Annotated in this window: 10 protein-coding genes and 1 pseudogene; 7 read left to right on the plus strand and 4 right to left on the minus strand. The window is 56.6% G+C overall.

Going from position 1 to position 14,927, the window contains the following annotated elements:
* Positions 1-22 precede the first annotated feature (22 nt).
* The 3 genes from DAQ1742_RS06350 to DAQ1742_RS06360 all read right to left on the minus strand — a co-directional run bounded on the left by DAQ1742_RS06350 (position 23) and on the right by DAQ1742_RS06360 (position 3,577).
* Positions 23-1,705 (minus strand): methyl-accepting chemotaxis protein, encoded by a 1,683-nt coding sequence (locus DAQ1742_RS06350; protein WP_035343084.1) that lies wholly within the window; start codon positions 1,703-1,705, stop codon positions 23-25.
* A 275-nt stretch (positions 1,706-1,980) separates the two neighbouring features.
* Positions 1,981-3,291 carry an MFS transporter gene (locus DAQ1742_RS06355; RefSeq protein ID WP_035343082.1) on the minus strand — a complete coding sequence of 437 codons (1,311 nt, stop codon included), beginning with the start codon at positions 3,289-3,291 and terminating at the stop codon, positions 1,981-1,983.
* 70 nt (positions 3,292-3,361) lie between these two features.
* A complete protein-coding gene (locus tag DAQ1742_RS06360; protein WP_145916202.1) occupies positions 3,362-3,577 on the minus strand; it encodes a hypothetical protein in 216 nt (71 codons plus the stop codon).
* Between the two features lie 98 nt (positions 3,578-3,675).
* Between DAQ1742_RS06360 and fdhE the strand changes: the two genes are divergently transcribed.
* The 4 genes and pseudogenes from fdhE to cobA all read left to right on the plus strand — a co-directional run bounded on the left by fdhE (position 3,676) and on the right by cobA (position 10,547).
* Positions 3,676-4,602, plus strand: coding sequence for a formate dehydrogenase accessory protein FdhE (fdhE, locus tag DAQ1742_RS06365; protein ID WP_035343080.1), 927 nt, complete (start codon positions 3,676-3,678; stop codon positions 4,600-4,602).
* Between the two features lie 187 nt (positions 4,603-4,789).
* Positions 4,790-6,085 carry a nitrate regulatory protein gene (locus tag DAQ1742_RS06370; RefSeq protein WP_035346187.1) on the plus strand — a complete coding sequence of 432 codons (1,296 nt, stop codon included), beginning with the start codon at positions 4,790-4,792 and terminating at the stop codon, positions 6,083-6,085.
* 370 nt (positions 6,086-6,455) lie between these two features.
* Positions 6,456-9,643, plus strand: a pseudogene (nirB, locus tag DAQ1742_RS06380) (nitrite reductase large subunit NirB).
* Between the two features lie 73 nt (positions 9,644-9,716).
* A complete protein-coding gene (gene cobA, locus DAQ1742_RS06385; protein ID WP_035343076.1) occupies positions 9,717-10,547 on the plus strand; it encodes a uroporphyrinogen-III C-methyltransferase in 831 nt (276 codons plus the stop codon).
* Between the two features lie 57 nt (positions 10,548-10,604).
* Here the strand turns inward: cobA and DAQ1742_RS06390 are convergent, their stop codons facing one another.
* A complete protein-coding gene (locus tag DAQ1742_RS06390; protein WP_035343073.1) occupies positions 10,605-11,150 on the minus strand; it encodes an NADPH-dependent FMN reductase in 546 nt (181 codons plus the stop codon).
* 229 nt (positions 11,151-11,379) lie between these two features.
* Between DAQ1742_RS06390 and DAQ1742_RS06395 the strand changes: the two genes are divergently transcribed.
* From DAQ1742_RS06395 to DAQ1742_RS06405, 3 genes are all read left to right on the plus strand, one after another.
* Positions 11,380-12,561, plus strand: a complete 1,182-nt coding sequence (locus DAQ1742_RS06395; protein ID WP_035346183.1) for a hypothetical protein — start codon at positions 11,380-11,382, stop codon at positions 12,559-12,561.
* A gap of 127 nt (positions 12,562-12,688) precedes the next feature.
* Complete coding sequence (locus tag DAQ1742_RS06400; protein ID WP_145916201.1) at positions 12,689-13,564, plus strand: hypothetical protein; 876 nt, start codon at positions 12,689-12,691, stop codon at positions 13,562-13,564.
* A 98-nt stretch (positions 13,565-13,662) separates the two neighbouring features.
* The gene (locus DAQ1742_RS06405; protein WP_180706254.1) at positions 13,663-14,916 is read left to right on the plus strand and encodes a hypothetical protein; all 1,254 of its coding nucleotides are present in this window, start codon (positions 13,663-13,665) and stop codon (positions 14,914-14,916) included.
* The last annotated feature ends 11 nt before the right edge of the window (positions 14,917-14,927 follow it).

A 14,927-nucleotide genomic window follows, 5' to 3' on the forward strand; every position in this document is an offset into this window, starting at 1 on the left:
TTTTTTATCTGTCATTGACCTGTCAGAAGGATTGCCAGTCATCATGGGTATGGCGGGTGTCTTTTCCCCCGGTCGCGCGCGTGGCTGATGCGGTGGGTAATGCCGCGACGGCCGGAGCGCGGGGGCGGGCCGCCTGTGGTAATGCGTGAGTCGTTGCCAGCTCAAACACCTCAACGGCGGAGGTGAGCTCGCGCGCCTGGCTTTCCAGCGACGTGGCCGCCGAGGCGGATTCCTGCACCAGCGCGGCATTTTGCTGAGTAACGCTGTCCATCTCGGTAACGGCCTGGGCAATCTGGCTGATACCTCGCTCTTGCTCGACAGACGCAGAGGCGATTTCTGCCATCAAGTCGGTGACCTGTGTTACAGCGTGAACAATATCGTGAATGGTATGTCCGGTCTGGGCTACCTGACCAGAGCCGGTATTGATACGCTCAACCGATTCGTTAATCAGCCCTTCGATTTCTTTGGCTGCCTGTGAGCTGCGTTGTGCCAGACTGCGCACTTCGCCTGCCACCACGGCAAATCCACGGCCCTGCTCACCGGCCCGCGCCGCTTCTACCGCTGCGTTGAGCGCCAGAATGTTAGTCTGGAAGGCGATGCCGTTAATCACATTGGTGATATCCGCAATTTTGCGTGAGCTCTGGGTAATGTCATCCATGGTCGAGATAACGTTGTCTACCAGATTGCCGCCGCTTTTCGCCATGTGAGAGGCATCTTGTGCGCGTCGATTGGCCTGCGTGATGTTATCGGCATTTTGCTTCACCGTTGCGCCTAATTGTTCCATGCTGGCCGCGGTTTGCTCCAGGGCCGATGCCTGCTGTTCGGTTCGGGAAGACAAATCATTATTGCCCGCACTGATTTCGCTCGCGCCGTGATAAATGGCGTGGGCACTGTTGCGAATCAGGCTCACTGTACGTGTCAGGCTCTCTTGCATATCACGCAAATAGGGAATTAACTGGCCAACGTCGTTGCGCCCGAAATCCTCAATCGTGTGGTGCAGTTTCCCATCGGCAATGGTTTTAAAATGCTCACGGATGCGGTGCAGCGGGGTTATCAGGTTAGCGACCAGATAGCGATCGGTCAGGAAAACGATCAATACGCCTAACACCAGGGCGCTGACTAATACTTCCTTACAGGTAGCGATAATAGAATTAATACTGCTGTCATTATTTTGGTCTTGCAGGTCTAATTGTTTTAGATATTGTTCACTGGCTTTACTGAATGCGATGCTGATAGGCGGCATAGTGGTACGCATAATGGTTCGGAACTGCTCCAGCTCGCCTTTTTCTAAAAGCGCTGCGACCTTTACTGTTTCTGCATTAATACGCCCCCAGTTATCGATAATGTTGCTCTGAATATCTTTAGAAACACCGTCATGGGTTGACCGGCTAAACACATTTAGATTTTCAATACTAATATTCAGCACTTCTGCGGCGGCTTTTGATAATTTCTGTGCACCTTCTTTATCACCGGATTGCAACAAATCGGCAGCCATAAATAAACGCATTGAGGTGCGGAAATAGGCCTCGGTACCACGAGACATCAGATCTGAGTTTTTTTGCTGTTCCTGGTTTGACTGTAACAGTGAGTTGACATGATTGAGTGAATAAAGTTCCAGAAAAGAAACAGCACTCCAGAGTAATAAGAAAATAAAGAAAATAGAGAGGAGCGCTTTGCGTATTGTTATGTTTTTAATATAAGTCATATTGTTTTCCTGATTATTGCTTTTTAACTTCCCTTGGTATTTTTCGGTTAAGTAAAAGCAGTTTGGATTTATTGTTCTAACTCGCGCGGTGGTTTCATGCGGCGTGGGCGCAATTGGTAAAATATATCGGAATATTCTTACTTTCATTAATAACTTTTTTCTCCTGTACAGGGAGTCACAGAAAAAAATGATAATAAATCAGAGGGGTAGTCAACGGAGAACAGGCACAGGTCGAGCCTGTTTACCCTCACCCGGGGCCGGGTGAGGGCGTACTGTCAGCGATTCACCAGCCTGGCGGGAAGGGCAACGACCAAGAGCGAACTGAGCAGCAGACACAGGGCAAAAAACCACAGCGCGCCGTTGCCGCTGCCGGTTAATTGCATGGCAAAGCCCATGATGGTGTTACTGACCAGCCCGGCGATATTGGCCAGTGAACAGGCCAGTGCAAAACCGGTTGCCGCCGCCGTCCCCGTGAGAAACGTGGCAGGCAGGCTGAAAAACACGGGGACGGTGCCGATAACGGCGGCCTGCGCCAGTGAGAACAGCAGCACCGTCATCACCAGATTCTGGCTAAAAAAGGTGCTTATGACGATAGCACCGGCTCCCAGCCAGAACGGTATGATGATATGCCAGCGCCGCTCCCGGAGCCTGTCTGAGCTGATGCCGAGTGCCAGCATTCCTGCCAGTGCGGCCAGGCTTGGAATGGCGGTCAGCCAGCCTATCTGGCTGATATCGGTGACACCGGCCTGCTTGATAAAGGTGGGCAGCCAAAACCCCATGGCGTAAGCACACAGCAGAATGGAAAAATCGATGCCGCCCAGCATCCAGACTTTGAGATTGAAGAAACCATCGCGAAACTGGTGTTTTATGGCCGGTGTCTGGTGGGCATCCAGCGCCAGGTCAGCCCGAACCTGCGCCCGGTCTTGCTCATTGAGCCAGCGTGCCTGATTGACGTTATCCGGCAAAAGCCAGAGCGCCATGATGCCGAGCACGACACTTGGCAACCCTTCTAGCAGAAACATCCACTGCCAGCCATGCAGCCCGAGTCGGGCGTCGAAGTGCGCCATTATCCAACCGGACAGCGGGCCGCCGACAATGCTGGATAACGGCAGACCAATCATGAACAGGGCGATAATGCGGCCTCGCCGCCAGGAAGGGAACCAGTGGGTTAAATAGTACAACACCCCCGGCAAGAAACCGGCTTCTGCCGCCCCCAGTAAAAAGCGCAGCGCGTAGAACTGCCCAGGGGTCGTGACGAGCAATGTTGCGGTAGACAGGATGCCCCAGGTTATCATGATGCGTGCTATCCAGATGCGGGCTCCCACGCGTTGTAAAATCAGGTTGCTTGGCACTTCAAAGAGGATGTAGCCAAGAAAGAACAACCCGGCCCCAAGACCGAATGCGACGTCACTGAGCGCCAGTTGGCTGGCCATTTGCAGTTTTGCCAGCCCGATATTGATGCGATCAAGGTAGGCGGCAAGATAACACAGACATAAAAACGGGATGAGTCGCCAGGTAATTTTGCGATAAGCCGATGAAGGCACGGCAGGCGCAAGCTGTGGATCGTGAGAGAAGGCGGTCGTCATGGGATTGTCTCCGGCGAGAGAATGCGTTACGGGCGCGGGTTTCATTTTATTATCGTCATGCCAGAGCCTGTTACAGGCTCAACCGGAATGCCGGTGTTGAGCCACTCTGGCCAGTGCAGGTGTTACCGATAAACGGCAGCGCCCATTGTGCGACGGGGGCAGGATTGTGTCCATCCTGTAGCGGGTGTTTTCCTGTCCATACGCCACAAGCGTCGGCCTGCCGGAAGGTGAAAGCCCACAAACGCAGAAAGGGAAAATAACGCCCGGTTGTGCGATTGTGCGGCATAACCTGCTAACATGCCTGTCTGATGACCTGAACATTTCAGCGCCGTGGCTGGCATGGCCGTGGTGTCTTTTCACTCTCGAAACAGGAAACATAACCTGATGAGTATTCGTATTGTGCCGCAAGAAAAACTGGCGGAGAGCGCAAAGCCCTCGACTATCGGGACTATCCCTGCGGTGTTGTTTGCCAACCTGAAAAGTGTATACCGGCTGCGGGCCGAGAGGTTACGCCAGCTGGCGGAAAATCATCCGCTGGAGGACTACCTGCACTTTGCTGCAACGGTGACTGAAGCACAACACAAAGTGTGGCATGACCATCCTCTGCATCAGGATTTGAGTGATGTGCTGGCAAACAGCCACGGCCAGCCGCCGCTGAATATCACCACCTTCGTGCGTGACCCGCACTGGCACCGGTTGTTGCAGGCATTGATTGAGGAACTCAAACCGGCAGCGTCCGGGCAGGTGTTCAGTACGCTTGAAAATCTGGAGAAGATGCCGGTACAAGAGTGGGAGTCGTTGGCGCAGGCGCTGTTAAACCAGCAGTTCAGTGAGCAAATCAACGATAAAGCGCCGTTTGTCTGGGCGGCGCTCTCATTGTACTGGGCGCAAATGGCAACGCAATTACCGGCTGTGGCCAGGGCTGAAACCGGCGAGCATCGCCAGTTTTGCCCGGTATGCGGCAGTATGCCGGTATCCGGTGTGATTCAGATTGGCACCACCAGCGGGTTGCGCTACCTGCATTGCAATCTGTGTGAAAGCGAGTGGCACATGGTGCGGGTGAAGTGCAGTAACTGTGAGCAGGCCGGTCAATTGCACTACTGGTCGCTGGATGATGAAAAGTCGGCTATCAAAGCAGAAAGCTGTGGCGACTGTGGTACTTACCTGAAACTGCTGTATCAGGAAAAAGACCATCAGGTCGAAGCCGTGGCTGACGATCTGGCGTCACTGGTGCTGGACGTGAAAATGGAAGAAGAAGGCTTTGCCCGCAGCAGCATTAACCCGTTCCTGTTCCCCTCCGGCACTGACTGATCCTGCACCTGCTGATAGCGGCCACCCGATGAGAATTGGCGTCGGCCGTTTGGCTGACTGGCTATTTACCCAATAAAAGGATGGCGGTGATAGCCGGGTAAACACAACGTCAAACCGTATCGACCTCGCTTATTACCTTATCACTCGCTGTAACCGGAGAATCAGTGTGGCAGAAGAAGAGAACATCATCGTGGCAGACCCATCGACCACCGTTCGTTTTCTGATGGCGTCGCGCCAGTGTGAGCTCAACAGCCTGCAAGGGCTGTTGCAACGGGGTGAACTGGTCGGGCACATCAGTGAATTGGTGCACCGGCTGCAACGTGAGCGAGGGACGGTCAATCTGTTCTTAGGCTCACAAGGGCTCTTGTGTGGTGAGGAACGTCACCTGAGCACGCAGGCTGTGCAGCAGGCTGAGGCACAATTGATGCGCTGCCTGGACGCGCTCGCCGGGCAGACGGGGGAACTGCCACAGGCCAGTCGCTTATTCAGCCGGGCGGCGAGTGTGGTCTATACCCTGGGCTTGTTGCCGTCGCTGCGCCAGCGCATTGGTTTACAAGCGCTGGCGCAGCCAGAAGCCATGACGGCATTTAACGATGCCATCCGGCATTTGTTATCACTGGTGTTTGAGGTTTCAGACACGGCTGCCGACCCTGTCATCGCCAGAGCCCTGGTTGCCATGTTCAGTTTTATGCAGGGCAAAGAGCTGGCCGGTCAGGAGCGGGCGATGGGGGCGGCCGCGTTTGCCGCCGGCGTTTTTACGCCCGCAACCCGGCAAACATGGCTGGATTTGATTGAGCGTCAGGAGCGCTGTTTTGAAACCTTCATCCACTTCGCCGATGATGCCTGCCGGGCTCGCTGGCAGGCACAACTGACCGACCCCGAATTTGAGCGCCTGCGCCGCATAGCCTGTACCCGTATGCCGGAACGCCTGACGGATCACGGCAGCCTGCAATGGTTTGCGCTGGCCAGTGAACGCCTTGATGGGATGCGCCAAATTGAAGAACAGCTTGAGCAGACGCTGATGCAACTGTGCCGTGAGCGGATTGCCGCCGCCGAGCAAGCCTGTGCCGACCAGCAGGCAGACCTGGCAGGCTGGTTGTCGTCTGCGCCGACGGATGACCACGGTTATGCGGTATTTATTGCTAACAGCGTAACGGCACCGGAAAGCGACTCCCGGCACGGGGTTGACCGCTTTGACAGCGACGGCATGCGGCCGCAACTGGGGCGCTCATTACTGTCACTGGTGCAGCAGCAGTCGCGTCGTTTACAGGTGCTTGATAGCGAGCTTGCCGCCATGCGAGCCACCCTTGATGAGCGCCGCCAGATCGATCGTGCGAAAGGTGTATTAATGCAACATCGGGGCTTAAGTGAAGACGAGGCTTACAAAACCCTGCGCCGTATGGCGATGAGCCAGAATAAAAAACTGATAGAGATTGCCAGTGCCATGCTGGCTGTCGCCGATATTTTTCAGGATGCACCCTGACCCCCACGTCATGCGATTCCACATTGGCTGAAACCGCACGCAGAATAGGCGCATAAAGTGTAGGCCCTGTGCCACATAACAGTGCGCTGTGATAGCCAGAGACCCTATCGGCACGCAGGCAAAGTGACGGCTGAAATGATCCAGCTCAATATTTGTCATGGCGCTGACGCGCACAATATTGGCATCGGGACACGTCAGACGCTCTGACGCGGCAGGGAAGGTTCACTCGATATCTGGCGTGGTGCTCAACCGCGCAGCAGATTGGCATACACCTTGCTTTATCTCCGGTAACAATTTATCGCGACTTGCTGTACCAATGGCGGTAGGGCAAGTGGCAGGGCAAAGGCGTCCACACGCGTGCGAATTTCGCATGGCGGTGGACGCCTTTTTGTTTTTTACCGTCGGGCGCAGCGATGGCGGTATGGCTGGGCGGCACAAGCAGCAAGGTCTTCCTGATGCCGTGTCAGACCCGGTGGGCGGCGATTATCGCTGGTTGATCTTCCGCGATGAGCGCTTGTGCGGCGTATTGCTGTTTGGTCGTGCAGCCGGCCTGTTGAACCTGCGTCGCTTTTATTTGGACTGTCTGGTGCGCAACCAGACAGTCGGCCTGAAGAAGTAAGGATGTCTGTGATGAGTAAACCTGAGTTGGGCAGTCAGCCGGTCTTGATTGTGGTCGGGCACGGTATGGTCGGTCACCACTTTTTGGAGCAACTGGTAGAGCACAACCTGCACCGGCAATATCACGTTGTGGTGTTTGGCGAGGAGCGCCACCCGGCCTATGACCGGGTGCATTTATCGGAGTATTTTGCCGGGCGTAGTGCCGGGTCGCTCTCCATGGTCAGCGAGGGCTTTTTCGGGCAGCACGGCATTGAGTTACGTACCGGTTGTCAGGTGACGGCTATCGATCGCCAGTGCCGCTGCGTGCGTGACGCGAGCGGTCAGGAAACGCCTTACGATAGGCTGGTGCTGGCCACCGGCTCCTATGCGTTTGTCCCGCCTGTTGACGGTAATGATCGCCCCGGCTGTCTGGTGTATCGCACGCTGGATAATCTTGACGCCATTGCCGCCGAAGCGCGCGGATCGCGCAGCGGCGTGGTGGTGGGCGGCGGGCTGCTGGGGCTGGAAGCCGCCAATGCGCTGCGCCAGTTGGGGCTGGAAACCCATGTGGTGGAGTTCGCGCCCCGGCTGATGGCGGTGCAACTCGATGACGGCGGCGCACAGTTGCTGCGGCGCAAAATCGAAGCGCTCGGCCTGCATGTGCACACCAGCAAGGAAACGCTCTCCATTACGGCAGGCGAGCAGGCGCGCCATCGCATGAACTTTGCCGATGGCACGTCGCTGGAAACCGATCTGGTGCTGTTTTCCGCCGGTATCCGCCCGCGCGTTCGTCTGGCGAGTGAGGCCGGGCTGGCGATAGGCACGCGCGGTGGCATCGTGATTGACGATCATTGCCAGACCTCGGATAACGCTATCTTCGCCATCGGCGAGTGCGCGGTCTGGCAAGGGCAGACATTCGGGCTGGTCGCGCCGGGTTACCAGATGGCGCGCACCGTCGCCGCCCGGCTGGCGCAGCAGGAGCAGTCGTTTACCGGTGCGGACATGAGCACCAGGCTCAAGCTGTTGGGGGTGGATGTGGCGTCAATCGGCGATGCGCACGGCGCGACCGAAGGCAGCCAGAGCTATCAGTGGAACGACGAGCCGAATCAGGTCTACAAAAAAATCATTGTCTCGGCAGACGGCAAACGGCTGCTGGGGGCGGTGCTGGTGGGTGACAGCAGCGATTACAGCACGCTGTTGCAGATGAAACTCAACGACATGACGTTACCCGCACACCCGGAAAGCCTGATTCTGCCCGCGCTGGACGGTGCCGCACCGAAAGGGCTCGGTGTGGCGGCGCTGCCGGACAACGCGCAGATTTGCTCCTGCCACAACGTCAGTAAAGCGGATATTTTTGCAGCGGTAGACAACGGCTGTACCGATTTGGCGTCGCTGAAAGCCTGCACCAAGGCTGGCACCGGCTGCGGCGGCTGTGTGCCGCTGCTCAAGCAGGTGATGGAGTACCGGTTGCAGCAGTCGGGCATCGAGGTGAAAAAAGACATCTGCGAACACTTCGCCTGGTCGCGCCAGGAGTTGTACCACCTGATCCGCGTTAACCGTATCCGCAGCTTTGACGACGTGATCGCCCGTCATGGTCATGGATTAGGGTGTGAAATTTGTAAGCCACTGGTCGGCTCGATGCTGGCATCGTGCTGGAACGAGTATGTGCTGAAACCCGAACATGTGCCGTTGCAGGATACCAATGACCGTTTTCTGGCCAACATCCAGAAAGACGGCACCTACTCGGTGGTGCCGCGTATTCCCGGCGGCGAGATAACCCCGCAAGGCTTGATTGCGATTGGGCAGGTGGCGGAACGCTATCACCTGTACACCAAAATCACCGGCGGCCAGCGGGTTGACCTGTTCGGTGCACGGCTGGAGCAATTGCCAGCTATCTGGCAGGCGTTGATCGACGCCGGTTTTGAAACCGGTCATGCCTACGGCAAGTCGCTGCGTACCGTGAAATCCTGCGTCGGCTCGACCTGGTGCCGCTATGGCGTGCAGGACTCCACCGGGCTGGCGATTGCGCTGGAGCACCGTTACAAAGGCTTGCGCTCGCCGCACAAGCTCAAAATGGCGGTGTCCGGTTGTACCCGCGAATGTGCCGAAGCGCAGGGTAAAGACATCGGCGTGATCGCCACCGACAAGGGCTGGAACCTGTATGTGTGCGGCAATGGCGGTATGAAACCGCGTCATGCCGACCTGTTCGCCAGCGATCTGGACACTGACACCCTGTTCCGCTTTATCGACCGCCTGCTGATGTTTTACATCCGTACCGCAGACCGCCTCCAGCGCACCAGCGTGTGGCTGGATAACCTGGCAGGCGGCGTTGACTACCTGCGTCAGGTGGTTGTCGACGACAGTCTGGGCCTTGCCGCCGAGCTGGAAAGCGAGATGCGCCATGTTATCGACAGCTACCAGTGCGAGTGGCAAACCACACTGGCGCATGACGAAAACCGCGCCTTGTTCCGCGCTTTCCTGAACAGTGACTTGCCAGATGAAGCGGTGGTGATGGTGCCGCAGCGCGGTCAGATTCGTCCGGCCCGCCCGGAGGAAAAAACGCCGACCGCCGTAGCCGATGCAGCGGGCAGCGAAGGCTGGCAGTGTGTTTGTTTCCTGAGCGATATTCCGGCCAATGCGGGCATGGCGGCGCGCGTCGGGCATCGTCAGGTGGCGCTGTTCCATTTGCCAGCGGCGCAACCGGGGCAGGCGGCACGCGTGTTCGCGCTTGATAATCAGGAGCCGGGCAGCGGTGCCAACGTGCTGTCGCGCGGCCTGATTGGTGATGTGGCGGGCGAGCCGGTGGTGATTTCGCCGTTGTACAAAAAACGCTTGCGCCTGTGTGACGGTATCAGCCCGGATGACAATCAGCTACGGGTCTGTACCTGGCCGGTACGGATTGTGCAAGGCAACATTTGGGTGGCGGCCGGGCCGCTTGCCGGGTTGCCGGAGGTGCGATGAGCCGCCATACGACGTGCCGCTATTGCGGCGTCGGCTGTGGTGTGCTTACCCCCCTGCAATAAGGAGTCACAACATGAACCCTACTCTGAACACACTGATGGCGCAGGGCCATCAACGCCAGCCGTTGCTGGCAGGCGAGGTCTGGCTGGTAGGAGCCGGCCCGGGCGACGCTGAATTGCTGACGCTCAAGGCGCTGCGGGCAATTCAGCAGGCGGATGTGGTGGTGCATGACCGGCTGATTTCTGCCGACATCATGGCGCTGATTCTGCCGGAGACGCTACGCATCGATGTGGGGAAACAACAGGGGCATCACACGCTGGCGCAACCGCACATCAACCAACTGCTGGCAGAGCTGGCACACGCAGGGCAACGGGTGGTGCGCTTAAAAGGCGGCGACCCGTTTATTTTCGGGCGCGGCGGTGAGGAGATGGATTACCTGCATCAGCAGGGGGTGCGCTGTCATGTGGTGCCCGGCATTACCGCGGCGACTGGCTGCGCGGCGGCGGTGGGCCTGCCGTTGACCCACCGGGATTGCGCGCAATCGGTGCGTTTTATCACCGGCCACGCCCGTGACGGCGAGCCGCAGCTGGATTGGGGAACGCCGGGAGCAGGCCAGCAAACGCTGGTGTTTTATATGGGGCTAAGTCAGGCCAGCCGTCTGTGCCAGAAGTTAATGGAACACGGCCTGCCTGCCAGTACGCCGCTGGCGATCATTGAGCGCGGTACCCAGCCGCAACAGCGCTTGTTGACGGCGACGCTTGCCACGCTGCCTGCGCTGATGGCGCGTTATCAGCCGCAATCGCCCAGTTTGCTGGTGGTGGGGGACGTGGTGCGTTTTTGTCGTCATCCGGCGTTGACGGTGACGGCCGACGTAATGATGAATGTGGGTACGGTAGCAGCGTGAGGCGCTGCCGTCCGCAGGCGGGCGGCAGAGCGCGCTGACAACGCCATCGAATGACGGCTATTTGCTGGTGATAATATCCACCAGCGCATCCATTTGCTCGGCAATCAGCGTGGTGATGGCGTCATCGGTCAGGTTCCCCTGCGCGTCAAACCCACCGGCGAAGGCATTGGCAAACACTTCCGGTTTATTGAGCGGGTGAATGTTCAGGTAAACGCAACTCTGGCGCAGGTGGTATTGCGCCCGCGAGGTGCCCATGCCACCGCCTGCGCCCATCAGCGCGGCCGGTTTACCGTGCAGCAGTTCGCTGCTATCAGGCAGGCGGGATAACCAATCGAGAATATTTTTCAGCGCAGGGGCAAGGGAGTAGTTGTATTCGGTGCAGGCAAACACGAAACCTGAGGCATCACGCGCCTGTTGGGCGATGCGTTGTACGGATCCAGGAACGCTTGTCAGGTCGGCGTTATAAAAAGGCACATCCAGTAAGTCGGCAATCTCCAGTGTGACATGCGAAGGCAGTACCGATTGTGCTGCGCGCAGCAACCCCCGGTTGGCAGACGCTTGACGCAGGCTGCCAGAAATACCTAACAGTTTGATATGACTCATGATGTTATCCTTTTGTTATGAAAGTCACTTGCCGGGACAGCCACAGCCACAATAAAGCCTGATGATGTCACCAGCCTTGTCATAGCATAGAAGCTGGCGGGGAAAATGCCATTCGCAGGCCGATGGCGAATGTCTACAGGCGTGGCGTTATTGCGCGCTCTTTTTTGATTACGGAAATTAATCTATTTCCGTTATAGTGTCTGCTTTATTTCCTATCTATTTATTTAATATGAATTTATTAACGTTAGCCGCAAGGATGATGGTGCTGGGTAGTGTCTGTCTGGTGGGCGCGGCGCAGGCCAACCCTGTGGTGTATCGCGGTACGCTCGGCACCGCGCCTGTGGTGGTGGAGCTGGATATCGGCACCAATGGCAAGATAGAGGGGCGTTACTTTTCTCCCGCCGCCCATGTGATGCATTCTCTTGTGGGCGATCTGGCGCAGAAAGGAACGCTGGTGCTGACTGTCATTGACGATGAGGATGGCAGCGAGAAAGAAGCAGCGTCAGAGGATGGCACAGACAATGAGCCGTTTGTTGAGCAGCAATTAACCTTACAACCGCTCGGCGAGCAAGGCTGGAAAGGCGAGTGGCGCGACGGGCGTGCGGCCCCGGTTGCGGCGGTGTTGACACCGGCTGCGCCGTTAGCGCCTGCCGTTGCGATTAAGCTGTCGCCCTTTATGCAGTCGCTCTATGCCTTATCCCTGTATGACTTTCTCTTCCAGCAAGGCAATGAGTTGAAAATGGTCAAGCAAGGGCGCATTGGCGACTATCAGGTGGAGTGGTGGCAAGACCCGTTAACCGACTCTTCCATGTTTCAGGTGGTATCGGGGTATCCGGCTGAACAACGTGAACAGTTGAATGCCCAGTTACGCGCTGATTTTTGGCAGATGACGCAGTCGAACAGGTGTAGCACCGAGGATGTGTTTAAGGTGAAAATCGGCTTACTGTCAGCGGGTGTCGTCAGCTACATCGCCACCAATTTACATCTCTGCCCAGGCTCCGCCCATCCTTCGACCGATGTTTATGCCCGCACGTTTCGTGTCAGTGATACCGCCTTGCTGTCACTGGCCGATCTCTTGTGGGTGGGAGAGCCGCCGATACCGGATGAACATTACATTACGGATAACTACCGGGACGACACCCTGCCTGTCTGGTTAAAGAAACAATTCGATAGGCTATACCCGGTACAGATGCGTAATAACGGGAAAGTCAACGGCGTGTTTGATGGTTGCAATTATACGTCTGCGGATATTTGGACTTATGCCCCCTGGTATCTCACCCGCAACGGGATCGTGTTTCAACCGATGATGCCGAACATGATGGATGCCTGTAATCACAGCGGCTGGGAAGTGTTGCCGTGGCCGGTGGTCAATCAACATCGTGGTCGTTTGCAGGACATGCGGTTGCCTTGACTGTAACCGGCTGCCCGGTGATGTCAGGCAATAAACAGGCGTGTCAGGCAGGTGTTTTTTGACGCTGGCACCGGTCAGGTGCAGCACGTACCGGCTTTCTTCAATTTTGATGGGGTGACGTAATACCATGATACTCGCAAAAAAACTCAGGGTAGCGGCAGTGTGTCTGGCGCTGGTATCGGGCGCGGCGGCGGCTGAGTCGTCGGCTCCCCCGAAACAGGCTTCGCCATTTAAACAGTGGCTGTATTGGTCACAGCCAGACGACTATCTGCGTTACACCAATACCGATCTGACCACGGTCAAACAGGAAAATATCAATGGCTTTGATGTGGTCTGGTGGCGTGACCCGCTAACAGGCAACACCTACCCGCAGATAACCAGCGGATACACCGCCAATACGCGCACTCAGCTTAATAATGTCCTGAACGCCGCGATGTACACCATGCCCAGTAAAAAAGGTTACTGCTCCGAGGATTCCATCGGCAAGGCGACCCATGAGTTTTCACTGATATGGGTCTCGCCGAGGGTCGTCAGCTACCAAATCAAAGAGGTGTTGGACTGTGGGGCGGAAGGCAAGCAGGTGCTGTTCAGCACCCAAAGCATTGCCACCGAGAATGTCAAACCCTTGTCTATTCATGATGTATTGGCCTTGAGTGATACTCGGCCCCTGCCGCTGATACGCAACGAATTAGCGGGTTTTGACCGGGCGGTTCATCAGGTTCTGATACTGAGAGATTGGCTTGAAGAACGGTTCAGTGAGCGTTATCCGCAGTGTGGTTACTTTTTTTATGTCGATGAGGGTAATCAGTGGAGCGATGATGTGTGGGCACTGACGCCGCAGGGGATCCGCTTTTATCCCGCCTCGCAGGATTACGATTTTCATCTGCGCGCTGTTGATAATGACGATATCAGGAAAACCTGCCGCACTGAGCAGGTCGTGGTGTTGCCGTGGAGCCTGTTACAGGCGAATCCGGGGCCGCTGACCAAGACGGTGATGCCATAACGGTGCGAAACCGTGGTGCTGGCTGTGTTCTCGTTGCGTTATCGTTAAAAACAATGACTAAACAATACGTTATAAATACCAATGGCGGGGCTGGATGAATGAAAAGTATCACGATAAAAGCACTGATACTGGGGGGGCTTGCCCTGGCGCAGGCGGCGTGGGCCGATGTCTATCGTGGCACAATAGGTAAGGAAAAGGTGGTGATGGAGCTTATCATGGGTGACATGATGGGCGATGGGCGCTTTTTCACTGAACGGGAGCATAAAAGCCATAGACTGATAATCTGGCCTGATGACTTACGGAACGAAGACACCGAACCGATGGACGATTTTTTGGTAGTGGTGCCGGATGTCCCCACCAGGCCTGATGGTGGGGCGAGTTCGTTAAGTGAGGATGAGCTGCTACAGGTTGCACATATGGTGCTGTTAATTAAGCCTGCCGAGCAGCGCCTGCAAGGGGTATGGCGTGAGCCGAATGGCACGCGCCTGCCGGTTGATCTGGTGCGCATCAGCGAGGGCGATGTCGCGAGCGATAACGCTGTGCCCGTTATGCAGGGGCTAAAAACAGTCTCGCTGTATGACTACCTGTTATTACCGCATGATATGCCGGAGTTTCTGGGCGAAAAGGACATCGGGCCATACCGTGTCGCCTGGTGGCAGCATCGCGCCACCGGGGTGAAAACCTTTCAACTGGTGAGCGGGTATCCAGCCCAGACGATGGCGGCGCTGAACCAGACGTTGCAACAGCGCTGGTGGCAAACCGTGCTGGGCCCGAAAATCTGTGAGAATAGTGACGGCACGTTGGATCAGCGTATTCAGATAACCCTGTTGTCCGCTTCGTTGGTCAGCTATGTCGAGCAATTACACAATAGTCAGTGTCAGGCCACTATCACGGATGAAGCGGGGGCCGTTGAATCGAGTAAAGAGAAAGACAAATTACAGGCGCAGGCTATCAGGCCCTACACCCTTTCGACCCGTACCGGCAAACCGGTTAGCTTGTCGCAGTTGTTCTCCATCGGCGAGACCAATGCGGCAGGCGAGTATCAACTGCTGTATGCCGATTTTGACCGGGCGCTGCCGAGATGGCTGACGATGCAGTTGCAGGCGTTGTACCACGATAAGTTGGCGGCCTCGCCCGACCCGACGGCCCCTCTGCTGGCAAAAGAGTGGCAAGAGGTGTCGAGGAACTGGTTTGCCACGGAGCAGGGGCTGCGCGTTTACGCCCGTCTGCCATACGATGTGTTTGGCGAGACTGACCAGATAACCGCCCCGCAATGGACGGTGTTGCCCTGGTCATTTGTAAACAGCCACCCGGCGCTGAATGTGCCGGATGCCGAGCGCAATCTGCCCTGACGCCCGCCGCA

The organism is Dickeya aquatica, from assembly GCF_900095885.1.
GTDB lineage: Bacteria > Pseudomonadota > Gammaproteobacteria > Enterobacterales > Enterobacteriaceae > Dickeya > Dickeya aquatica.

Bases quoted from the DNA above. Each gene is read 5' to 3' on its own strand.
- DAQ1742_RS06350 (WP_035343084.1), bottom strand. From the start codon at position 1,705: ATGACTTATATTAAAAACATAACAATACGCAAAGCGCTCCTCTCTATT.
- DAQ1742_RS06355 (WP_035343082.1), bottom strand. From the start codon at position 3,291: ATGACGACCGCCTTCTCTCACGATCCACAGCTTGCGCCTGCCGTGCCT.
- DAQ1742_RS06360 (WP_145916202.1), bottom strand. From the start codon at position 3,577: ATGCCGCACAATCGCACAACCGGGCGTTATTTTCCCTTTCTGCGTTTG.
- fdhE (WP_035343080.1), top strand. From the start codon at position 3,676: ATGAGTATTCGTATTGTGCCGCAAGAAAAACTGGCGGAGAGCGCAAAG.
- cobA (WP_035343076.1), top strand. From the start codon at position 9,717: ATGAACCCTACTCTGAACACACTGATGGCGCAGGGCCATCAACGCCAG.
- DAQ1742_RS06390 (WP_035343073.1), bottom strand. From the start codon at position 11,150: ATGAGTCATATCAAACTGTTAGGTATTTCTGGCAGCCTGCGTCAAGCG.
- DAQ1742_RS06395 (WP_035346183.1), top strand. From the start codon at position 11,380: ATGAATTTATTAACGTTAGCCGCAAGGATGATGGTGCTGGGTAGTGTC.
- DAQ1742_RS06400 (WP_145916201.1), top strand. From the start codon at position 12,689: ATGATACTCGCAAAAAAACTCAGGGTAGCGGCAGTGTGTCTGGCGCTG.
- DAQ1742_RS06405 (WP_180706254.1), top strand. From the start codon at position 13,663: ATGAAAAGTATCACGATAAAAGCACTGATACTGGGGGGGCTTGCCCTG.